This window comes from Pantoea sp. X-Soil-ISGK-285 (genome assembly GCF_059730815.1).
In genome coordinates this window covers 464,416-485,918 of the sequence record NZ_AP035938.1, presented here as the reverse complement: position 1 = coordinate 485,918, position 21,503 = coordinate 464,416, and the positions used below count along the sequence as shown (strand labels likewise).

General features: G+C 56.9%; 17 protein-coding genes and 2 tRNA genes. 5 read left to right on the top strand and 14 right to left on the bottom strand.

Features of this window, described 5'->3' with window-relative positions:
- Positions 1-17 precede the first annotated feature (17 nt).
- The 9 genes from nusA to rlmE all read right to left on the bottom strand — a co-directional run bounded on the left by nusA (position 18) and on the right by rlmE (position 7,928).
- Positions 18-1,505: a transcription termination factor NusA gene (gene nusA, locus AC6I8B_RS02195; RefSeq protein ID WP_010251792.1), complete on the bottom strand. Its 1,488-nt coding sequence runs from the start codon at positions 1,503-1,505 to the stop codon at positions 18-20.
- Positions 1,506-1,529: 24 nt separating this feature from the next.
- On the bottom strand, positions 1,530-1,982 hold the full coding sequence (gene rimP / locus AC6I8B_RS02190; protein ID WP_010251795.1) for a ribosome maturation factor RimP: 453 nt from the start codon (positions 1,980-1,982) through the stop codon (positions 1,530-1,532).
- A 212-nt stretch (positions 1,983-2,194) separates the two neighbouring features.
- Positions 2,195-2,271: transfer RNA gene (locus AC6I8B_RS02185), tRNA-Met, on the bottom strand.
- Between the two features lie 59 nt (positions 2,272-2,330).
- Positions 2,331-2,417, bottom strand: a tRNA-Leu gene (locus tag AC6I8B_RS02180).
- 37 nt (positions 2,418-2,454) lie between these two features.
- Positions 2,455-2,793, bottom strand: coding sequence for a preprotein translocase subunit SecG (gene secG, locus AC6I8B_RS02175; RefSeq protein ID WP_010251798.1), 339 nt, complete (start codon positions 2,791-2,793; stop codon positions 2,455-2,457).
- A 216-nt stretch (positions 2,794-3,009) separates the two neighbouring features.
- On the bottom strand, positions 3,010-4,344 hold the full coding sequence (gene glmM / locus AC6I8B_RS02170) for a phosphoglucosamine mutase (RefSeq protein ID WP_010251799.1): 1,335 nt from the start codon (positions 4,342-4,344) through the stop codon (positions 3,010-3,012).
- The gene (folP, locus tag AC6I8B_RS02165) at positions 4,341-5,180 is read right to left on the bottom strand and encodes a dihydropteroate synthase (RefSeq protein ID WP_497817565.1); all 840 of its coding nucleotides are present in this window, start codon (positions 5,178-5,180) and stop codon (positions 4,341-4,343) included. Before folP ends, glmM begins: the two co-directional genes overlap by 4 nt.
- A gap of 79 nt (positions 5,181-5,259) precedes the next feature.
- The gene (gene ftsH / locus AC6I8B_RS02160; RefSeq protein ID WP_010251805.1) at positions 5,260-7,185 is read right to left on the bottom strand and encodes an ATP-dependent zinc metalloprotease FtsH; all 1,926 of its coding nucleotides are present in this window, start codon (positions 7,183-7,185) and stop codon (positions 5,260-5,262) included.
- Positions 7,186-7,298: 113 nt separating this feature from the next.
- Positions 7,299-7,928: a 23S rRNA (uridine(2552)-2'-O)-methyltransferase RlmE gene (gene rlmE, locus AC6I8B_RS02155; RefSeq protein WP_010251807.1), complete on the bottom strand. Its 630-nt coding sequence runs from the start codon at positions 7,926-7,928 to the stop codon at positions 7,299-7,301.
- A 127-nt stretch (positions 7,929-8,055) separates the two neighbouring features.
- Between rlmE and yhbY the strand changes: the two genes are divergently transcribed.
- On the top strand, positions 8,056-8,349 hold the full coding sequence (gene yhbY / locus AC6I8B_RS02150) for a ribosome assembly RNA-binding protein YhbY (RefSeq protein ID WP_010251809.1): 294 nt from the start codon (positions 8,056-8,058) through the stop codon (positions 8,347-8,349).
- Between the two features lie 106 nt (positions 8,350-8,455).
- On the opposite strand, the gene greA is transcribed toward yhbY, so the two are convergent.
- Complete coding sequence (gene greA / locus AC6I8B_RS02145) at positions 8,456-8,932, bottom strand: transcription elongation factor GreA (RefSeq protein WP_010251811.1); 477 nt, start codon at positions 8,930-8,932, stop codon at positions 8,456-8,458.
- 249 nt (positions 8,933-9,181) lie between these two features.
- Here greA and dacB point away from each other — a divergent pair, with 249 nt between their 5' ends.
- Positions 9,182-10,615, top strand: coding sequence for a serine-type D-Ala-D-Ala carboxypeptidase (gene dacB / locus AC6I8B_RS02140; protein ID WP_010251813.1), 1,434 nt, complete (start codon positions 9,182-9,184; stop codon positions 10,613-10,615).
- Positions 10,616-10,678: 63 nt separating this feature from the next.
- On the opposite strand, the gene AC6I8B_RS02135 is transcribed toward dacB, so the two are convergent.
- Complete coding sequence (locus tag AC6I8B_RS02135) at positions 10,679-12,946, bottom strand: TonB-dependent siderophore receptor (protein ID WP_346553630.1); 2,268 nt, start codon at positions 12,944-12,946, stop codon at positions 10,679-10,681.
- Between the two features lie 250 nt (positions 12,947-13,196).
- On the opposite strand from AC6I8B_RS02135, the gene fes reads away from it, so the two are divergent.
- From fes to AC6I8B_RS02120, 3 genes are all read left to right on the top strand, one after another.
- Complete coding sequence (fes, locus tag AC6I8B_RS02130) at positions 13,197-14,402, top strand: enterochelin esterase (RefSeq protein WP_497816118.1); 1,206 nt, start codon at positions 13,197-13,199, stop codon at positions 14,400-14,402.
- Positions 14,403-14,504: 102 nt separating this feature from the next.
- Positions 14,505-14,723, top strand: a complete 219-nt coding sequence (locus AC6I8B_RS02125; RefSeq protein ID WP_029519500.1) for an MbtH family protein — start codon at positions 14,505-14,507, stop codon at positions 14,721-14,723.
- Positions 14,716-18,645 (top strand): enterobactin synthase subunit F, encoded by a 3,930-nt coding sequence (locus AC6I8B_RS02120; protein WP_497817564.1) that lies wholly within the window; start codon positions 14,716-14,718, stop codon positions 18,643-18,645. Before AC6I8B_RS02125 ends, AC6I8B_RS02120 begins: the two co-directional genes overlap by 8 nt.
- Before the next feature lie 43 nt (positions 18,646-18,688).
- Here the strand turns inward: AC6I8B_RS02120 and AC6I8B_RS02115 are convergent, their stop codons facing one another.
- Genes AC6I8B_RS02115 through fepD form a run of 3 tightly spaced genes read right to left on the bottom strand, consistent with a single transcriptional unit; the run spans position 18,689 to position 21,443 of the window.
- Positions 18,689-19,480 (bottom strand): ATP-binding cassette domain-containing protein, encoded by a 792-nt coding sequence (locus AC6I8B_RS02115; protein ID WP_010251825.1) that lies wholly within the window; start codon positions 19,478-19,480, stop codon positions 18,689-18,691.
- Positions 19,477-20,457: an iron-enterobactin ABC transporter permease gene (fepG, locus tag AC6I8B_RS02110; protein ID WP_045140844.1), complete on the bottom strand. Its 981-nt coding sequence runs from the start codon at positions 20,455-20,457 to the stop codon at positions 19,477-19,479. The genes AC6I8B_RS02115 and fepG overlap by 4 nt, the downstream gene beginning before the upstream one ends.
- Positions 20,454-21,443 carry a Fe(3+)-siderophore ABC transporter permease gene (fepD, locus tag AC6I8B_RS02105; protein ID WP_072171285.1) on the bottom strand — a complete coding sequence of 330 codons (990 nt, stop codon included), beginning with the start codon at positions 21,441-21,443 and terminating at the stop codon, positions 20,454-20,456. The genes fepG and fepD overlap by 4 nt, the downstream gene beginning before the upstream one ends.
- Positions 21,444-21,503 lie beyond the last annotated feature (60 nt).

Genomic DNA, 21,503 nt, shown 5'->3' with positions numbered 1-21,503 from the left:
GCTGTTCCTTCCTGTTATTACGCGTCATCGCCGAACCAGCAGATATTACGTGCGGCCATAATCAGCGCGCCGGCTTGTTCATCAGACATGCCTTCAATATCCGTCAGATCGTCAACACCTTGCTCAGCGAGATCTTCCAGCGTGCAAACGCCTTTCGACGCCAGGCGGAACGCCAGCGCACGATCGAGGCCTTCAAGATTCAGAAGATCCTCAGCGGGCTCCTGATTTCCAAGACTCTCTTCTTTCGCCAGTGCCAGGGTGGTTAACGCATTTTTTGCTCGTTCACGCAGGGCTTCAATGGTCTCTTCGTCGAGGCCGTCGACTTCCAGCAGCTCGTTGATTGGCACGTATGCCAGCTCTTCCAGCGAGGAGAAGCCCTCTTCCACCAGAACGGTGGCGAACTCTTCGTCGATGTCGAGATGTTTAGTGAACATATCGATCGCTGCATGTGCTTCAGCCTGATGCTTAGCCTGCAGATCATCGACGGTCATCACGTTCAGCTCCCAGCCACTCAGCTGTGAAGCGAGACGCACGTTTTGGCCGTTACGGCCGATCGCCTGAGCCAGATTGCCAGCTTCTACGGCGATATCCATGGTGTGGTTATCTTCATCAACCACGATTGACGCCACATCGGCCGGAGCCATGGCGTTAATAACAAACTGCGCCGGGTTATCGTCCCACAGCACGATATCGATACGCTCGCCGCCCAGTTCACTGGAAACTGCCTGAACACGCGCGCCGCGCATGCCCACACAGGCACCCACCGGATCAATACGTTTGTCGTTGGTTTTGACTGCAATTTTAGCGCGCGAACCCGGATCACGGGCAGCGGCTTTAATTTCAATCAGTTCTTCGCCAATTTCTGGCACCTCGATGCGGAACAGTTCAATCAGCATTTCTGGTTTAGAACGCGTCACGAACAGCTGCGCGCCACGCGCTTCCGGACGTACAGAGTAGAGTACGCCACGAATACGGTCGCCTGGACGGAAGTTTTCACGCGGCAGCATATCTTCGCGCAGAATCACCGCTTCGGCATTGCTGCCTAAGTCGAGGGAGATGTTGTCGCGGTTAACTTTCTTCACCACGCCCGTGATAATTTCGCCTTCCTGCTCACGGAACTGATCAACCACCATTGCGCGCTCAGCTTCGCGCACTTTTTGCACGATAACCTGCTTAGCGGTCTGAGTGGTGATACGGTCAAAGGTGACCGATTCAATCTGATCTTCGACATATTCGCCCAGATTGAATGCTTCATCTTCGAAGCGGGCCGCATCCAGCGTGATCTCGCGCGTCGGCTGTGTCACCTCTTCTACGATTTCCCAGCGGCGGAAAGTATCGAAATCGCCACTGCGGCGATCAATGCTGACGCGTACCTCAATTTCCTGCTCATACTTTTTCTTGGTCGCAGTCGCCAGCGCGCTCTCCAGCGCTTCGAAGATTTTCTCACGCGGCAGGGCTTTTTCGTTAGAAACGGCTTCTACAACAGCTAAGATCTCTTTGTTCATCCTGGTTAGCCTCAATCCGGACTTTTAAAAGTGGGGGACCAGGTTCGCTTTCTGAATATTACTCAGTGCGAACACTTCATCGCTACCCTCAACGTGCACCGTGATCATCTCGCCATCAACTGACTTAATGGTTCCCTGCCATTTACGGCGGTTCTGCACGGCCATACGCAACACCAGACTCACTTCTTCACCCATAAAGCGGGTGTAGTGTTCTGCAGTGAACAGAGGACGATCGAGTCCCGGTGAAGAGACTTCTAGGTTGTAAGGGACCGTAATGGGATCTTCAACATCCATTACCGCACTTACCTGGTGGCTGACATCGGCGCAATCATCGACATTGATGCCATCTTCACTATCAATATAGATGCGCAGGATAGATGTGCGACTACGAACGAATTCAATTCCAACCAGTTCGTAACCCAGCGCTTCTACGGGAGCCGATACCAACTCTGTCAATTTTTGCTCTAATGTGGACAAGCCCACCCCCAAGACATAAAAAAAGGGCCTATAGCCCAGTATTACGATTCGCTAATAACAAAAAACCCCGAATATTCGGGGCTTTTAATCACTGGACCCTGTATGCCGCAATGCGGCCCGGACTCCATCCAAAGAATTTTCTTTCAAAAAATAACCGTGAATGCGTCCGTCGATGCATACAGTATATTTGAAAAAGAACTCAAAGGGAAAATTGGTTGCGGGGGCCGGATTTGAACCGACGACCTTCGGGTTATGAGCCCGACGAGCTACCAGGCTGCTCCACCCCGCGTCCGAAAACGTGGCGAATAATACGCCAGACCTGCATAAAATGCAAGGTATACTGCTATTTGGTACCGAGGACGGGACTTGAACCCGTAAGCCCAATCGGGCACTACCACCTCAAGGTAGCGTGTCTACCAATTCCACCACCACGGCACTGCACTGATCACAACGATTCGTTGTGCTGACGACCTTACTTAGGAATATCGCTGCCCGGCGTTACCGGTTGAGCTGGCTTTTCAGTCTGTTGAGAAGACTGCGCCGGCGCAGAAAGATTTTCCCACTCGCTTCCTTTAGACGCTTTATTGCTGTTCAGATTACCCAGAACCAGGCTGATGATGAAAAACAGCGCTGCTAAGATGCCGGTTGTACGAGTCATGAAGTTACCTGAACCCGAAGAACCAAACACCGTACCGGATGCGCCTGCACCGAATGAGGCTCCCATATCAGCGCCTTTGCCTTGCTGCAGCATGATCATACCCACGAGGGCGATAGCTACAATAAGGAAAACTACTAAAAGAGCTTGGTACATATCATCCTGTTCCTTGCACGGTAATCGTACAGTTAAAGCTTCAACCAGTATTGATGGGGAGTCTCGTCATCACCCATCAGAAGCGGGTGTGAATACTAACCAAAGGCGCATATCTCTGCAAGTGCAATTTTTACTACCCATACTGTTTGCAGAAAAAAACGCCATCCCGGTGATTTTACAGGCAGTTCAGCACCCTGCAGACCGCCTGTTACGGTTTTAAACGGCCTTGACCTGGTCGGCGATGCGATTCGCCAGTTCGGTAACCTGCGCCTCATTTTCGCCTTCGACCATGACACGAATCAATGGCTCAGTACCTGATTTACGCAGCAGAACGCGTCCGCGACCCGCCAGCGCTTTTTCCACTTCGGCCGTGACAGCTTTTACCGCGTCACTCTGAAGCGGATCATGTTCGCCCGCAAAGCGTACGTTAACCAGGACCTGCGGCAGCATCTTCATGCCACTACAGAGATCGTGCAGGCTCATGTGGTTACGCACCATCGCAGTGAGCACTTGCAAACTTGCAACGATACCGTCACCGGTTGTGGTTTTATCCAGCAGGATCACATGACCGGAGTTCTCTGCACCGAGACGCCAGCCCTTCTCCTGCATCTTCTCCAGTACATAACGGTCACCGACTTTGGCACGGGTAAACGGAATGCCAAGCTGTTTCAGCGCTAACTCCAGCCCCATGTTACTCATCAGCGTACCCACGACGCCGCCGCGAAGCTGTCCCTGACGCAGGGCTTCACGCGCAATGATGTAGAGGATCTGGTCGCCATCAACTTTGTCACCCAGATGGTCAATCATCATGATGCGATCGCCGTCGCCGTCGTAGGCCAGGCCGATATCGGCCTTCTCCGCCAGCACGCGCTGCTGCAGCAGTTTGAGATCGGTGGCACCGCACTCTTTGTTGATGTTCATGCCGTCTGGCTGGACACCGATAGCAATCACCGTCGCGCCCAGTTCACGCAATACATTCGGCGCAATGTGGTAGGTGGCACCATTGGCGCAGTCGACCACAATTTTCAGGCCATTCAGATTCAGTTCGCTGGGGAACGTCCCTTTGCAGAACTCAATGTAACGCCCTGCTGCATCGACGATGCGGCTGGCGCGGCCTAACTGCGCTGATTCAACGCAGGTAATCGGCTTTTCCATCTCCAGCTCAATCGCCTCTTCAACATCGTCGGGCAGTTTGGTGCCCTCGGACGAGAAGAATTTAATCCCGTTGTCGTCAAAGGGGTTATGTGACGCTGAAATCACAATGCCCGCCTCTGCACGGAAGGTACGGGTCAGATAGGCGATGGCTGGTGTCGGCATCGGGCCGGTAAAGGCGGCCGTCAGGCCTGCTGCAGCGAGACCGGCTTCCAGCGCGGACTCCAGCATATAACCAGAGATACGGGTATCTTTACCGATGATGATCTTCTTTGAACCGTGGCGCGCCAGCACTTTACCTGCGGCCCAGCCCAGCTTCAGGACGAAATCGGGGGTGATGGGTGCTTCACCGACTTTGCCGCGAATGCCGTCTGTACCGAAATATTTACGATTACTCATGATACTCCTTTTGCTCTTCGGGTCGCTTCGACCACGCGCATCGCTTCAGCCGTCTCTTTTACATTATGGGCGCGAATAATCTGCGCGCCCTGCATAGCAGCAATCACCGCGCAACTCAGGCTGCCGGTTAAACGCTGTGACGGGCCGACGTTTAACAGCTGGCCAATCATCGATTTACGCGACATCCCCACTAACAGCGGCAGGCCGAAGTGGTGAAAATCGCCAAGATGAGCCAGCAGTTCATAATTGTGGCTGAGATTTTTACCGAAACCGAAGCCCGGGTCGAGTATCAGACGCTCTTTTTTCATGCCCGCTGCTTCGCAGCGCGCTATCTGCTGAGCGAAGTAAGTGTCCACTTCGCTTAAAATATTTTCGTAAACCGGTGCCTGCTGCATGGTGCGCGGTTCGCCCTGCATATGCATTAAACAGACGGGCAGCCCGGTCGAGGCGGCGGCTTCCAGTGCTCCGGGTTCGGAAAGTGAACGCACGTCGTTAATGATGTGAGCACCCACTCGCGCGGCTTCCCGGATGACATCGGCTTTAGAGGTGTCCACTGAAATCCAGACTTCGAAACGCTGGGCAATGGCATCGATGACCGGAATCACCCGCTCCAGCTCCTCCTCCACACTCACTTCATCCGCGCCAGGACGGGTTGATTCCCCACCCACATCGATGATGGTTGCGCCTGCATTGACCATCTCATTGGTATGCGTCAGCGCATCAACCAGCGCGTTATGCTTTCCACCATCTGAAAAAGAGTCCGGCGTGACGTTAAGAATGCCCATCACATGTGGAAAAGATAAATCGAGATGGGAATCACGGGCGAACAACTTCATGGCGGAAACTCCTTGCTGATCAATATCTGGATGTAAAAAACCCCGGACCAGCCGGGGTTTTGTCTGACGATGTTACGTCTTATTTGTTGTACTGCTCTGACATGGTATTGCCTGGGTTTGGCGTACGCGGTTCATCAACCGGACGTGGCGCCTTTGGCGTACCGTTGCTGTCTGAGTTGCTGCCTGGATCTTCCCAGCCCGCTGGCGGACGCACTTCGCGGCGCGCCATCAGGTCGTCGATCTGCGGTGCATCAATGGTTTCATACTTCATCAGCGCGTCTTTCATCGCGTGAAGGATGTCCATGTTCTCACCCAGAATCTGACGAGCACGCTGGTAGTTGCTGTCGATCAGGTGCTTAACTTCCTGGTCGATGATGCGGGCCGTTTCATCAGACATATGTTTCGCTTTCGCGACAGAACGTCCGAGGAACACTTCACCCTCTTCTTCTGCATAGAGCAACGGGCCCAGTTTTTCAGAGAAGCCCCACTGCGTCACCATGTTACGTGCCAGATTGGTCGCAACTTTAATATCGTTGGACGCACCGGTAGAAACACGTTCTGCACCATAGATGATCTCTTCTGCCAGACGACCGCCGTAAAGCGTTGAGATCTGGCTTTCCAGTTTCTGACGGCTGGCGCTGATCGCGTCGCCTTCAGGCAGGAAGAAGGTCACACCCAGTGCGCGACCGCGCGGGATAATCGTTACTTTATGAACCGGGTCATGCTCTGGCACCAGGCGACCAATAATGGCGTGGCCTGCTTCGTGGTAGGCAGTTGACTCTTTCTGCGATTCCGTCATCACCATGGAGCGACGTTCCGCACCCATCATGATTTTGTCTTTCGCTTTCTCGAACTCTACCATCGAAACCACACGCTTGTTTGAACGGGCCGCGAACAGCGCTGCTTCGTTAACAAGGTTGGCCAGATCGGCACCCGAGAAGCCTGGCGTACCACGTGCAATGATTGCTGCATCAACATCAGTTGCCAGCGGCACACGACGCATATGCACTTTCAGGATCTGCTCACGACCGCGAACATCTGGCAGGCCAACTACAACCTGACGGTCAAAGCGACCTGGACGCAGCAGCGCAGGGTCCAGTACGTCAGGACGGTTAGTTGCGGCGATAACAATAATACCTTCGTTACCTTCGAAACCATCCATCTCAACCAGCATCTGGTTCAGCGTCTGCTCACGTTCGTCATGTCCACCGCCTAAACCGGCGCCACGCTGACGACCGACTGCGTCGATCTCATCGATAAAGATGATGCACGGAGCCGCTTTTTTGGCCTGTTCGAACATGTCACGCACACGGGATGCACCGACACCGACAAACATTTCCACAAAGTCAGAACCGGAGATGGTAAAGAAAGGCACCTTCGCTTCACCGGCAATCGCTTTTGCCAGCAAGGTTTTACCGGTACCCGGTGGCCCCACCATCAGAACGCCTTTTGGAATCTTACCGCCCAGCTTCTGGAAACGGCTTGGCTCACGCAGATATTCCACCAGTTCAGCAACTTCATCTTTCGCTTCGTCACAACCTGCTACGTCGGCGAAAGTGGTTTTAATCTGGTCTTCCGTCAACATGCGGGCTTTGCTCTTGCCGAAGGACATCGCGCCCTTACCGCCGCCGCCCTGCATCTGACGCATAAAGAAGATCCACACACCGATCAGCAGCAACATCGGGAACCACGAAATGAAGATTGAAGCCAGCAGGCTTGGTTCTTCCGGCGGTTCGCCAACCACTTTGACGTTTTTGGTCAAGAGGTTATCGAGCAACTTGGGATCGTTGACAGGAATGTAGGTCGTGTATTTATTGCTGTCTTTTTTAACGACGTTAATTTCACGCCCGTTAATACGTGCCTCGCGGACCTGATCCTGGTTCACTTCCGACAGGAAGGTTGAATAATCAACCCGACGGCCATTCGACTCGCTGGGCCCAAAGCTCTGGAATACTGACATCAGCACGACCGCGATGACTAACCAGAGAATCAGGTTTTTCGCCATGTCACTCAAGGGATTAACCTCATATTACAACGGTGTTAACAGATAGCGTAGGGTACTATAGATCCCGCATACATGGAATCGCAGCAAAACTGCGGACTTCTCCAGCAATTTGGTTATAGTTTGCGCCCAGTCGCCACAATATACACTTCACGTGAACGTGAACGTGAAGCGTCCGGCTTACGAATTTTCACTTTCGTAAACAGGGAGCGAATTTCCCGCAGGTATTCATCGAAGCCATCTCCCTGAAACACTTTCACTACAAAACTGCCGCCAGGTGCCAGGATATCCCGACACATCTCCAGCGCCAGCTCGACTAAATACATCGACCGGGGAATATCTACGGCAGGTGTACCACTCATATTCGGCGCCATATCGGACATGACAACCTGAACTTTTTGATCGCCAACGCGTTCAAGCAGCGCATTGACCACCGATTCTTCACGAAAATCGCCCTGAAGGAAATCGACACCGACTATCGGATCCATTGGCAGGATATCACAGGCAATGACTCGCCCTTTGTTCCCAATTTGCTGTACCACATATTGCGACCAGCCTCCGGGTGCAGCACCCAGATCTACCACGGTCATGCCGGGTTTGAAAAGCTTGTCACCCTGTTGTATTTCATCAAGTTTAAACCAGGCGCGCGAACGCAACCCTTTTTTATGCGCCTGGAGCACATATTTATCGCTAAAGTGTTCCTGAAGCCAGCGGCCGGAGCTGGCCGAACGCTTTTTACCCGTCATAATATTTCCAACTAAATCGTCATCGTAGCGATAAACCTGCACGCAATGGGTTGCGTCGATTTGGTGATATACCCGAGATGGCGGTAGAATGAACCGTTTTCAATCCCTGAGTAAGTAAAAAACTACGATGAATCTAAGTACCAAACAAAAACAGCACCTCAAGGGCCTCGCCCATCCGCTCAAGCCAGTGGTTATGCTGGGTGGCAATGGCCTGACTGAAGGCGTGCTGGCCGAAATCGAGCAGGCTCTGTCGCATCACGAACTGATCAAGGTAAAAATCGCCTCGGAAGATCGTGAAACGAAGCAGCTGATCGTTGAGGCTATCGTGCGTGAGACCGGTGCCAGCAACGTACAGGTGATCGGCAAAACGCTGGTGCTGTATCGCCCCTCTAAAGAGAGCAAAATTTCTCTGCCACGCTAAGTGGGCAAAGAAAGTGACATGCTCTTACCTCAGATAAAAGGCCGCAATGCGGCCTTTTTCCTTTCTTTACATTGTGCTTTAACGCTTTTCAAAGCGTAGCAACATCTTAAAGGTATTCCACCTTCAGGATTTCATACTCAACGTCGCCGCCCGGGGTTTTCACGATAGCCACGTCATCGGCCTCTTTACCCACCAGGCCACGCGCCATCGGCGAATTGACCGAAATCAGATTTTGCTTAAAGTCCGCTTCGTCATCGCCCACAATGCGATACGTGGCTTCTTCGTCGGTTTCGACGTTCAGCACGGTAACGGTTGCACCGAAAATCACGCGTCCGGTTTTCGGCATCTGAGTGACGTCGATAACCTGCGCATTGGAGAGTTTGGCTTCAATCTCCTGAATACGGCCTTCGCAAAAACCCTGCTCTTCACGCGCAGCGTGATATTCCGCGTTCTCTTTTAAATCGCCATGTTCGCGTGCGTCAGCGATAGAGGCGATAATGCGCGGGCGCTTCACGGTTTTCAGCTCGTTCAGCTCTTCGCGCAATCTTTCAGCGCCTCTTAACGTCATCGGAATCTGATTCATTTAAGCTCCTCGCCATCTTTCCTGTTTAACGATGTCATCCTGACCGGTGACTGCAGAAAAAAGCGTTCTGCGGCGCATTAGCCCGTTTTTGCAAATAAAAGAATCCTGACCCGGAGATGCTTCCAGGCCAGAAAAGAGTTTTGCAATTTGATACGTATTTTACCCCAGAGTTCCCTGCGGGTCATCGTTTACTTTGCACCGTCCAGCGACGTAGTATTGACGCCCTCACCTGCCAGTTACCGCGAGATTATGCGATTTTCACGACTTGTTACCGGATTAAGCTGCGCATTTATGCTGCAGGCACACGCAGCGCCAGTTGATGAATACATGCAGTACCTGCCAGACGGCGCCAATCTGGCGCTGATGGTACAAAAAGTAGGCGCATCAACACCGATTATTGATTATCACGGAAAACAGATGGCCCTGCCCGCCAGTACCATGAAAGTGGTGACGGCGCTGGCAGCATTGCTGGAACTGGGTGGCGACTTCCGTTTTCAGACCACTTTTGAGACTCGCGGCGCCATTATCGATGGCACCCTGAACGGCGATTTAGTTGCACGTTTCGGCGGTGATCCCACCTTAAGCCGTCAGGATCTGCGCAACATGGTGGCGGCGATAAAGAAGCAGGGCATTAACCATATCAAAGGCAATCTGGTTATCGACACCTCCGTTTTTGCCAGTCACGATATGGCGCCGGGCTGGCCGTGGAACGATATGACCCAGTGCTTCAGTGCTCCGCCGGGTGCGGCAATCGTTGATAAAAACTGCTTCTCGGTTTCGCTCTACAGTGCTAATACGCCGGGTGAGAATGCCTTTGTACGTATCGCCTCCTATTATCCGGCGCATATGTACAGCCAGGTGCGCACCATTGGCCGCAACAGCGGCGAAGGGCAATATTGCGAACTGGATGTGGTGCCGGGCGAGCTGAACCGCTACACCCTCACGGGCTGTATGCGCCAGCGCGCGGAACCGCTGCCGCTGGCATTTGCGGTGCAGGATGGCGCGGCCTGGGCTGGCGAAATCCTCAAGGCGGAACTACGGTCGTCTGAGATTGACTATAGCGGGCATCTGGTGCGACAGACGCAGGTCACCGAACCGGGTACCGTGCTGGCATCGACCCAGTCCGCGCCGCTGCATACGCTGCTGCACACCATGCTGAAGAAGTCAGACAACATGATTGCCGACACGGTGTTTCGCACCATTGGTCATCACTACTTCAATGTGCCCGGCACGTTCCGCGCCGGACAGGATGCCGTTCGCCGCATCCTGAAAGCCAAAGCCAATGTCGACATGGGTAATAGCATTCAGGTGGATGGTTCAGGTCTCTCCCGCCATGACCTGATTTCGCCGCAAACCATGATGCAGGTATTGCAGTTCATTGCGAAGAATGACAACACGCTGGATTATATTTCGATGCTGCCGCTGGCAGGTTACGACGGCACGCTGCAGTATCGCGGCGGGCTGCATGAGGCGGGGCTGGATGGCAAAGTCTCGGCGAAAACCGGTTCACTGCAGGGCGTCTATAACCTGGCGGGCTTTATTACTACTTCCAGTGGCGCGCGGGTGGCGTTCGTTCAGTTCCTTTCCGGTTATGCGGTCCCGCCGGAAGATCAGCGTACCCGCCGTATTCCGCTGGTGCGATTTGAGAGCCGTCTCTACCGCGATATCAATCAGAACAACTGATTATTCAGTCATGAAAAAAGCGCAGCGGTCAGGTCAACCGCTGCGCTTTTTATTGCCCGTCCATCAGAAGCGGGTATTCACGCTCATATACCAGGTGCGGCCCGACTCGTTAAAGGTATTGGCCCCGGCGCCATAGAGCCACGCTCCGGTGGTGGCATTGCCGGTGGTCTGCGCGTTGCCCTGCCGGAAATGGCGCTTGTCGAACAGGTTGTCGATACCCACGGTGACGCTGGCATATTTATTAACGTCATAGGTGCCGCTCATGCCCACAACCGAATAGGGGCTCACCTGATCGGTGGCGCTACCGGTAACGGCGTTACCTTTATAGTCATATTTCTTCGGTACCTGTTTACCGTACCAGGTCAGGGTCGTTTGCAGGGAGAGGTCCTGCATCGCCTGCCAGCTCAGCGTCGAATTGAGCGTATATTCCGGAATAATCGACAGACGATCGCCGGTCTCTTTATTCTTACTCTGCAGCATGTAAGTGAAGTTATTGTTCCACGTTACGCTGTCGGAGAACGGGACATTAACCGTGCCTTCCAGCCCCTCGACGACCGCTTTCGGCACATTTTCCCATTTGTAGATGTCGGTTTTGCCGTTAGATGCGGTGCCGGTTGGCGCCGTGCCAGCCTCGATCTTGTTACGGTAGTCGTTGCGGAACCAGGTCAGGCCCGCCTGGTAGCCGTCGCGCTTCCATTCGACCCCAATCTCTTTATTGATGCTGTTTTCCGCTTTCAGATCGTCATTACCCATCAGATAACAGGCACCGGCACTGGCGGCGCAGCCCTGACCATTGCTGTAGAGCAGATAGTTCGGGTTGGTCTGATAGAGGCTCGGGGCTTTATAGGCGCGCGCAATACCCATTTTCAGTGTGAACTCATCGCCTAATCCCTGTGACAGGTTGAGCGACGGGCTCCAGTTATCGCCGACAATCGAATGGTGATCGAAGCGCAGGCCCGGCGTCAGCATGGTGCTGTCGGTCAGCTCAATATTGTCTTCGGCAAACAGCGAGAAGATCTCCGCCTGCGAATAGGGTGTGCGGCCGGTCGTAGCGATACCGGGAATCGACCCGTAGCTGGCGGCCTGAGTCGTCGATGAAGGATCCTTCATCCGCTGCTGATTCCATTCCGTCCCGAAAGTCGCGGTCTGGTTCACCAGCCATTCAAACGGCACACTGATCTCACTGTGCAACAACACATCATCCAGCTGGATGGTATTGAAGTTGCTGTTGGCGAAGATGCCTTCGGTGCCGCCTGCCAGCCCCTCATTCAGACGCGCGTTGCGGGTGTTCTCATATTGCGCGTAGGTATTGGTGCTGATGCCATTATCCCAGGCACCGGTCCACTTAACAGAAAAGTTCTGCCGATAGAGCCGGTTGGTCTCGTCACCATATTTGCTTTTCACCAGGGCGTTGGTATTGGTGTTCTGCGTGTCCCCGGCGTAGAGGTTGCCCTGACGACTGTAACCGGCCCCCACTTCCAGCGTCTGCATCGGCGCAAATGCCCAGCGCAGCAGGCCATGAATATCTTTGTTGATCGAGCCTTCCCGGCCCGCCGGGTACGATCCGGCGTAACTGCCGGTGCGGTCTGCGGCGTGCCCTTCATTAATGTCGTAAGCATCAGCCTGCGTTTTTGCCAGACCGCCATAGAGCCGGAAACTGACATCCTCGCCCAGTGGCCCTTCAAGGCTGAAGTTGGTGCGACGGGTCGCGCCCTCCTCCTTGTGTTCCGGCACGTTGTAATAGGCGCTCCATGAGCCGTGCCACTGATTATCCATCTCTTTTTTGGTGATGATGTTCACCACGCCGCCCGCTGCACCGTTACCGTAACGAGCCGCTGCCGGACCGCGGATTACCTCAATGCGATCAATGATCTCTGGCGGCACCCAGTTAGTGTCGCCGCGCGTATCACGCTCGCCACGCCAGCCAAGCCGAACCGCGTTGCGGCTGGTCACCGGCAATCCATCGATCAGAATCAGGGTATTTTCCGGCCCCATGCCGCGGATATCGATCTGGCGATTGTTTCCGCGCTGGCCGCTGGTGGAGTTACCGGTCAGATTGACGCCAGGCATGGTGCGAATAATTTCGGCGACATCGCGTGCGGGTGGATGTTTTTTAATTTCGTCGGCGGTGATGGTCGACACGCCAGGTGCCTGCAACGTCTGCTCGGCGGCGGTCACCATCATGGTGTCGTCGTGGAGGGTATCGGAGGGGCTGCTGTCGATAGCCGGTTCGCGGGTGGCTTCAGCAGCCACGGCACCGGCAGAAATGAGAGAGGCGGTGAAACCCAGTTCAATCATAATGGCTAACGAAAGCCGGGATAACTTTTTCATTTTTCTGTTCCTGGAGTGCCGGCGAGGATGCCACTGCCGGCGTGCCGGTAAAAAAGTAATAACCTTGCCTGCAACGTTTTCCCCTTGTCGCCGGGCCAGCGTCAGAAGCGCTTTGCATCAGTCTGAAAGCCGGTGCGGCAGAGAGGATGCGCGCGCTCCCTGTCGGGCGGAAACACCCTATTGCAAATGCAAATAATTATCAATACTATTATTCATAACATGCATGACCCTAATCAAGGGTGATCGAAAGATGGCGCGTATGACGTGGTTAAATGAAGAAACCGGCAGTGAACGCTGGTGGCAACAGCAGCAGCAACGGGGCATTCCTCTGGTTGAAGCTGGCGAAAAGGGAACCTGTCAGGTCACCTTTTTCTGGCGCGATCCTCAGGGTGACACGCAGCACTCCAATACCCGGCGCGTCTGGATCAATATTACCGGCGTAACCGATCATCATCATTCAGCGGTCCCCTCCTCATTAACGCCTGTTCCCGATACCGATGTCTGGTGGTGGCAAACCGCTCTGCCCGCTGACTGGCGCGGCAGCTACTGCCTGATTCCTGATAGTCAGGAAGAGACTTTTACCGGGCAGGCCGATATGCAGTCAGTGCGCCAGTGGTGGAGTCAGAAATTCCCGCAGGCGCAAAGCGATCCGCTGAATCCTCTGCGAAGCTGGGCGGGTGGACGCGGAATGAGGGTCTCGCCACTGCACCTGCCACACGCGCCGGATCAGCAGGTGTGGCGTGCAGTTGATGAGGGCCGTGCCGCCGATATTCCGCTGCAACACTATTTGTGGCGCAGCGAACGGCTGGGGAACCAGCGTCAGATCTGGATCTCTGTTACCGGAGACGCCAGTGCAGGCGATCGTCCGCTGGTACTGCTGCTGGATGGTCAGTTCTGGGCAAAGAACATGCCGGTTGCCGGCCCGCTTCAGCAACTGACAGAGGCAGGCGAACTGCCCCCTGCGGTCTATGTCATGATCGACATCATCGACCGCGAGCACCGCACGCGTGAGCTGACCTGTAACCCTGACTTCTGGCTGGCGATTCAGCACGAGCTGTTGCCGCAGGTTCAGCGCTGGGCGCCGTTTCGTGCCGACAGCACGCTGGTAGCGGGACAGAGTTTTGGCGGCCTTTCTGCCGCTTACGCCACCCTGACCTGGCCGGAAACCTTTGCTGGGGCGATCAGCCTCTCCGGGTCGTTCTGGTGGCCCGCGCGCGGCGATCCCAATGGCTGGCTGCCACAGCAGTTACAACAGGGCTTACTGCAGGCCCCCCCTCGCCGCTTCTACCTGGAAGCGGGACGACGCGAACGGCTGATTCTGGCAGCAAACCAGCAGTTTCAGCACGATCTGACCGCTGCCGGACATCAGGTCAGCTATCACCCGGTCGAAGGTGGTCACGATGCGCTGTGCTGGCGCGGCGGACTGCTGGCAGGCCTTAAAGCCATATGGCAATAGCCCTAACCCGCTTATATTCCGCCTTCTGCGCGCCACTGAAAGATATCGGATATGCAGGACAGCGGCGTTAGCGCGCCCGGTGACTGCGGACAGGAGACCGACATGCAACAACTTAACCCTTTCGACGATCCGCAACAGGATTGTCAGGTGCTGAAGAACGATCAGCAGCAGTACAGCTTATGGCCCGCCTTTTGTGCGGTTCCGGCAGGATGGCAGCCGGTGTTTGGTCCCGGGCCACAGGCTGACTGTCTGAGCTGGCTGAATGAAAACTGGCACGATATCCGTCCGGTTATGACGCAGGACAGAGGCGAAAATGTCTGAGATCACCCTCAACCCGCAGACAGAACAAAAAACGCTGCCGCTGGTGGCCGCTCAGCCCGGAATCTGGATCGCTGACCAGCTATCGCCCTATTCCAATGCTTACGCCGTGGCGCATTTTGTCGAACTGCGCGGTGCGCTGAACAGCGCGCTGTTATCACGGGCCATAATTGCTGGCATGCAGGAAGCGGACACACTGAATATGGCCTTTGGCGAGCTGGAGGGTGAACCGCTACAGTGGCCTGAACCCCAGGCTTTCCGCGAGCCTGAGGTGGTCGATCTGCGCGACGCCGCCGATCCGGAGGCCGCAGCACGTGCGCTGATGCAGCAGGATATGACCGGCGATCTGCGGGTGCTGAGCGGCGCGCCGCTCTACCATCACAGCCTGCTTCGGCTGGATGAGGATCATTGGTACTGGTATCAGCGATACCATCATCTGGTGGTCGATGGTTTTAGTTTCACCGCCCTGACCCGCCGTATCGCCAATCTTTACAGCGCCTGGCAGCGCGGCGACACGCCGGAGCCAAGCCCGTTCGTGCCGTTCAGCGACGTCGTTGATGAATATCAGCGCTATCAGCAATCTTCGGGCTGGCAGCGCGATCGCCAGTTCTGGCTGGAGAAAGGCGCGCAGCTACCTGCGCCCGCCTCGTTGTCCGCTCTGCCGCTGGCCGGTCAGAGCGCCAGTACCGACCTGCTGCGCCACACGTTTGCCGTGGATCGCGACACTTTTCAGGCTTTGCTGACGCACACCGGGCAGCACAACCTCAGTGCTGCGGATACCGCCTTTGCGCTGGTGGCCTTATGGTTGGCGCGCCTCACCGGTCAGCATGCGTTCGCCGCCGGTTTCATCTTTATGCGCCGTATCGGCTCGGCCGCGCTCTGCGCCACCGGTCCGGTGATTAACGTGCTGCCATTGGCGGTGCATTACGATCCGGCACAGCCGCTGACGGCACTGGCCGGGCGTCTGGCGGGCGAAGTCAAAAAAATGCGTCGTCATCAGCGTTACGACGCTGAACAGGTGCAGCGCGATCTGGGTCGCTCCGGCGACAGCGATCCGCTCTATGGGCCGGTAATCAATCTGAAGATGTTTGATTACCAGCTCGATTTCGCTGGCATCAAAGGCATAACCCATCAGCTGGCGTCAGGACCGGTACGCGATCTGGAGATTGCTATCTACCTCAGCGAACAGGGCGACCTGACGCTGGAGTTACTGGCTAATGCACAGCGCTACAGCGACACAACGCTAAAGCAACACGCCAGCCGCTTTGGCCTGCTGCTTCAGCAGCTTGCCGTCCGGCCAGCCAGTGCCTGTGGCGAGCTGGATATGCTGATGCCGGAAGAGCATCAGCAGCTCGCGGCGATCAACCAGACTGCCGTAATGCTGCCTGCAGAAACCCTGAGCAGCCTGCTGCTCCGTCAGGCACAGCGTTCGCCGCGCGCTCCGGCACTGGCAGATGAGGGGCATCAGCTTGACTATCAACAGATGCAGCAGCAGGTCGCCGCGCTGGGGCAACAGTTGATTGCGCAGGGAGTGACGCCGGGTGATATCGTCGCCGTAGCGCTGCCGCGTTCGGTCTTTTTATCGCTGGCGCTGCAGGCGATCGTCAGCGTGGGGGCAACCTGGCTGCCGCTTGATACCGGCTACCCGGACGATCGGTTACAGATGATGCTGGAAGATGCCGCGCCGAAAACGCTGATCACCTGTCGTGAACTGGCCAAGCGGCTGGCGGCACTCTCACCCGTCGCGCCGCTGTTTTACGACGCGCTGTTAACACCCGTTGATAGCGTGCTGATGCAGGCCCCGCGTCCACAGGATGGCGCATACATCATCTATACCTCCGGCTCGACCGGTCGGCCAAAAGGGGTGCTGGTCAGTCATGAGGCGATCGTCAACCGTCTGTTATGGATGCAGGATCGCTATCCGCTCGGCAGCGATGATGTGGTGTTGCAGAAAACCCCGAGCAGCTTTGATGTTTCGGTATGGGAGTTCTTCTGGCCGCTCATCGTCGGCGCACGGCTGGTGATGGCTCCGCCCGATGCTCATCGCGACCCGGACGCGCTGCAGCAGCTGTTTGCCCGCTACCGCGTGACCACCACCCATTTTGTTCCGTCGATGCTGGCTGCTTTTGTCGCTTCGCTGCAGGAAGGTGACGCGATAGCGCGCTGCGCCACCCTGCGCCGGGTTTTCTGTAGCGGCGAAGCGCTGCCCGCAGAGTTATCGCGCCAGTGGCAGGCGCTGACCCGTGTGCCCTTGCATAATCTTTATGGTCCGACCGAAGCGGCGGTTGATGTCAGCTACTATCCGGCCTTTGGCCCGGAGCTGGCGGCCGTCGAAGGGGCCAGCGTGCCGATTGGCTTCCCGGTCTGGAACACCGGCTTACGGATTCTGGATGCGCGTCTGCAGCCGGTGCCACCGGGCGTGGCTGGCGATCTCTATCTGACCGGCGTGCAGCTGGCGCATGGCTATCTTGATCGTCCCGACCTCACTGCCAGCCGGTTTGTCGCCGATCCGTGGGGTCACGGCTCCCGGATGTACCGCACTGGTGATGTGGCGCGCTGGCTGCCGGATGGTGCGGTGGAGTATCTGGGCCGCAGCGACGATCAGCTTAAAATTCGCGGACAGCGTATCGAGCTGAACGAGATCGACCACGCCATGGCTGCGCTACCTGGCATTGAGCAGGCCGTCACACATGCGGTGGTGCTGGGGAGCAGCAGCGATCAGCAGGGCGATGCCCGCCAGCTGGTCGGCTATGTGGTGGCTGATGGCCCGATCGATACCGACGCAATGCGTCAGACTCTGGCCACACAGTTACCGACGCATATGGTGCCGGTGGCGATTGTTCAGCTGGCGGCGTTACCGCTCAGCAGCAACGGTAAACTGGATCGCAAAGCGCTGCCGCTGCCGCAAACGCAGGCAGCGCTGGCTGGTCGCGCGCCGCATCCCGGACTCGAAACGACACTGGCACAGGCGTTTGCCAGGCTGCTGGAGTGCGAACCGGTGAGCGCCCAGGATGATTTCTTCTCGCTGGGCGGCCACTCGCTGCTGGCGATGCGGCTGGCAGCACAGCTGCGCCGGACGCTGAATCAGCCGGTGTCAGTGGGCCAGATCATGGTGGCATCCACGGTAGAAAAGCTGGCGACACTGCTCAGCAGCGAGCCCGCGGATGTGGCTCGTGCCGGATTTGAAGCGGTATTACCCTTGCGACGCGGCACTGGCCCGACGCTGTTCTGCTTCCATCCCGCCTCCGGTTTTGCCTGGCAGTTCAGCGTGTTGCAGCGCTATCTGGATGCACGCTGGTCGCTACTCGGCATTCAGTCACCCGACACCGCCAGCCCGCTGAACCAGGCGCAGCACCTTGACGCGGTGTGTGAGGCGCATCTGGCGACGGTGCGTCAGCAGCAGCCACAGGGGCCATACTATTTCCTGGGCTACTCGCTGGGTGGCACGCTGGCGCAGGGTATCGCCGCGCGGCTGGAGGCCGAAGGTGAAACCGTTGCCTTCCTCGGACTGCTGGATACCTGGCCGCCGGAGACGCAGAACTGGGATGAACGGCGCGGTGAAAACGTGCTGGATCCGGCGGTGCTGGAAGAGGTTAATCGTGAGCGCGAGCAGTTTATCGCTGCGCAACGGCAGCAGGCCGGTGAAGGAATGGAGGCACTGTTTACCACCATTGAAGCCAATTACGCCAGTTCAGTGCGCCTGCTGGCAACAGCGCGCAGTGCCCGCTTCACCGGACACGCAACTCTGTTCCTGGCGGAACAGACGCAGCAGCCCGGTCAGGATGCGCGCCGCGCCTGGGCGCCCTATGTCGGCGAGCTGACTATCTGGCCGCTGGACTGTGCGCACGTCGAGATCATCTCACCGCGCATGTTCGAACAGATTGGGCCACGACTGCAGCAGTGCCTGGCGTCGCTGAATCCCTGAACCGTTCTGACTTTGCGCTTTCTTCGGGTGGAGAAAGCGCAGGTCAGCCTCTTCCCAGCGGCACAATCATCGGCGTACCGGCCACCGGATCGTTAATGATGATGCAGCGCAGGCCGTAGATCGCTTCTATCAGTTCCGGCGTGACGATCTCCGCCGGTTTCCCTTCGGCAATGATTTTCCCGTCTCGCATCGCAATCAGATGGCTGGCATAGCGGCACGCCTGATTGAGATCATGCAGCACCACCACCAGCGTACGGCCATGCTGCTGATTGAGATCCTGCATTAATTCCAGCAACTCAATCTGATGGGCGATGTCGAGCCAGGTGGTCGGTTCATCCAGCAGCAACAGTGGCGTCTGCTGAGCCAGCACCATCGCAATCCACACCCGCTGCCGCTGGCCGCCAGAGAGCGTATCAACCTGCTGCTGCGCCAAATCTGCCACGCCGGTAGCCTGCATTGCCTGCTGAACAGCCGTCTCATCGTCCTGTCGCCAGCGACCAAACAGCGACTGGTGCGGATAACGCCCGCGCGCGACCAGTTCGCTGACGCTGATGCCCGCTGGTGCATTCGAGCTTTGCGGTAGCAGCCCCAGCCGACGCGCCACCTCTTTGGTAGCGTAGTGAGCAATCGCATTGCCATCCAGCAGCACCTGGCCTTTCAGGGGCGAGACCAGGCGGCTTAAGGTACGCAGCAGCGTCGACTTTCCGCAGGCGTTGGGGCCAATAATAACGGTCAGTTCACCGTCGGGGATCGCGACGGTGAGATTCTCCGCCACGATTTTTTTGTCATACCCCAGCGTCAGCGCGTCGCCCTGCAAACGTGTTTTCACTGTCATTGGCGTCGCGCCTCCCGTACCAGTAAAGCAATCAGATAGAGTCCGCCCAGGCTAACCGTGATGACGCCAACCGGCAGCTGATAAGGCAGGAAAAAGTGCTGCGCGGCGTAATCCGCGGCGGTTAACAGCAGCGCGCCGCACAAGGCAGCCAGCGGCAGCGCGCCTTTGATACCGCCACACAGTCGACGAGCAATCTGCGGTGCCAGCAGCGCAATAAAGGAGATAGGACCGACCAGCGCGGTAGAGGCGGCGGTGAGGATCACGCCCGTCAGCATCAGCAAAACGCGGCTGCGTTCAACCGGTACGCCCAGCGCGCAGGCGGTGTCGTCACCCATCTCCAGCAGACGCATGCGCCGGGCCAGCATGCTTGTCGCCAGCAGCGCCAGCAGCAGCACGGTAATCACCGGCGTCGTTTTCGCCCAGGTAATGCCGTTGAGTGAACCGGCGCTCCAGAGTCCGGCGCTCAGTGCCGCCTCCAGTGAGGCGCTGATAATCAGCCAGCTGTTCAGCGCCATCAGCAGCGCCCGCACGCTGATGCCCACAATGATCAGACGAAAGGTCTCCACGCCGTTGCGCCAGCTGAACAGCCAGACCACGCCCGCCGTGAGCAGTCCGCCAAGCAGTGCCGCCAGCGTCATGCCCTCCATGTTTTGCTGGAACAGCACCAGTGCCACCAGCACGCCGCTGTAAGCGCCGGTATTGAAACCCAGAATATCGGGGCTGCCCAGCGGGTTGCGCAGCAGCGACTGAAAAATTGCCCCGCTGACGCCCAGTGCCGCACCAATCAGCAGCGCCATCATGACACGCGGCAGTCGCCACTCCAGTACAATCAGCTGTATGTTACGCGCCGCCTCGCCGTTGATAAGGGCCCACAACTGGCTGGCGGAGATCGGTAAGGTGCCGCGCGTAATGCTCAGAAAGGTCAGCACCCCGCAGGCCACCAGCAGCATCAGCGCATTAATCATCACCCGTTTCATAGCTGCCCTCTTCCCGACTTGCGGCGCACCAGCACAATCAGCATCGGCGCGCCCAGTATGGCCGTGACAATCGACACGCGCAGTTCGCCCGGTACCAGCAGCCGTCCCAGAATATCGGCGGCCAGCAGCAAACAGGGGGTGATAAGAAGGGTTCCGGGCAGCATCCAGCGATGATCGTTACCCAGCAGCCAGCGGGCCAGATGTGGCGTCATTAAGCCGACAAACGCGATGGGGCCGACAGCGGCTGTCGCCGCCCCACTCAGCAGCGCAATAGCCAGTAATCCCACCAGCTGGGTACGCATCACCCGGGTACCCAGCGCGGTCGCCATATCACCGCCCATACTCAGGCTGTTGAGCGAACGCGCCAGCAGCAGCGCCAGCAGGCTACCGGCGACTACCGCCGGAAAGGTGGTGCGCAGAATGGCAAAATTGCGGATATCCAGCGAGCCACTGTGCCAGAAACGCAGATGATCGTAGATGTCAGGATTGAGCAGCGATAAACCAGAGGTTAACCCCTCCAGCACCGCGCCCAGCGCCACGCCTGCCAGCGTCAGACGCACCGGATTAACGCGGCCACCGCCCAGCGCACCGGTCAGCGCCACCAGCAGGGAGGCCAGCAGTGCGCCCGTAAAGGCAAAGCCAAGCCAGTCCGCGGGGGAGTCAGCGCCAGACAGGGCGATGCCCAGCACTACCGCAAAGCCTGCACCGGCGTTGATACCGAGAATGCCGGGATCGGCCAGCGGATTGCGCGTCAGGCTCTGCATCAGCGCGCCCGCCAGACCTAAACTGATCCCGGCCAGCAGACCCGCCAGGGTGCGCGGCAGTCGGGCATCGCGCACGATGACACAATCGACGCGGTTACAGTCGCTGAATAAGGCCTGCGTGACATCATGAAAGGGGATAGATTTGGCACCCAGCATCAGGCTGAGCGCGAGAAGCAACAACAGCAGCATCCCTGAACCTGCTATTGCACGAAGTTGACGCATAACGTTTAAACCTTCATCGATTCATTGAGATCGCAGCACGAGTCATTATGATAATGATAC

Coding starts and splice junctions, on each gene's coding strand:
- nusA (WP_010251792.1), bottom strand. CDS start 1,505: ATGAACAAAGAGATCTTAGCTGTTGTAGAAGCCGTTTCTAACGAAAAA.
- secG (WP_010251798.1), bottom strand. CDS start 2,793: ATGTACCAAGCTCTTTTAGTAGTTTTCCTTATTGTAGCTATCGCCCTC.
- glmM (WP_010251799.1), bottom strand. CDS start 4,344: ATGAGTAATCGTAAATATTTCGGTACAGACGGCATTCGCGGCAAAGTC.
- folP (WP_497817565.1), bottom strand. CDS start 5,180: ATGAAGTTGTTCGCCCGTGATTCCCATCTCGATTTATCTTTTCCACAT.
- ftsH (WP_010251805.1), bottom strand. CDS start 7,185: ATGGCGAAAAACCTGATTCTCTGGTTAGTCATCGCGGTCGTGCTGATG.
- rlmE (WP_010251807.1), bottom strand. CDS start 7,928: ATGACGGGTAAAAAGCGTTCGGCCAGCTCCGGCCGCTGGCTTCAGGAA.
- yhbY (WP_010251809.1), top strand. CDS start 8,056: ATGAATCTAAGTACCAAACAAAAACAGCACCTCAAGGGCCTCGCCCAT.
- greA (WP_010251811.1), bottom strand. CDS start 8,932: ATGAATCAGATTCCGATGACGTTAAGAGGCGCTGAAAGATTGCGCGAA.
- dacB (WP_010251813.1), top strand. CDS start 9,182: ATGCGATTTTCACGACTTGTTACCGGATTAAGCTGCGCATTTATGCTG.
- AC6I8B_RS02135 (WP_346553630.1), bottom strand. CDS start 12,946: ATGAAAAAGTTATCCCGGCTTTCGTTAGCCATTATGATTGAACTGGGT.
- fes (WP_497816118.1), top strand. CDS start 13,197: ATGGCGCGTATGACGTGGTTAAATGAAGAAACCGGCAGTGAACGCTGG.
- AC6I8B_RS02125 (WP_029519500.1), top strand. CDS start 14,505: ATGCAACAACTTAACCCTTTCGACGATCCGCAACAGGATTGTCAGGTG.
- AC6I8B_RS02120 (WP_497817564.1), top strand. CDS start 14,716: ATGTCTGAGATCACCCTCAACCCGCAGACAGAACAAAAAACGCTGCCG.
- AC6I8B_RS02115 (WP_010251825.1), bottom strand. CDS start 19,480: ATGACAGTGAAAACACGTTTGCAGGGCGACGCGCTGACGCTGGGGTAT.
- fepG (WP_045140844.1), bottom strand. CDS start 20,457: ATGAAACGGGTGATGATTAATGCGCTGATGCTGCTGGTGGCCTGCGGG.
- fepD (WP_072171285.1), bottom strand. CDS start 21,443: ATGCGTCAACTTCGTGCAATAGCAGGTTCAGGGATGCTGCTGTTGTTG.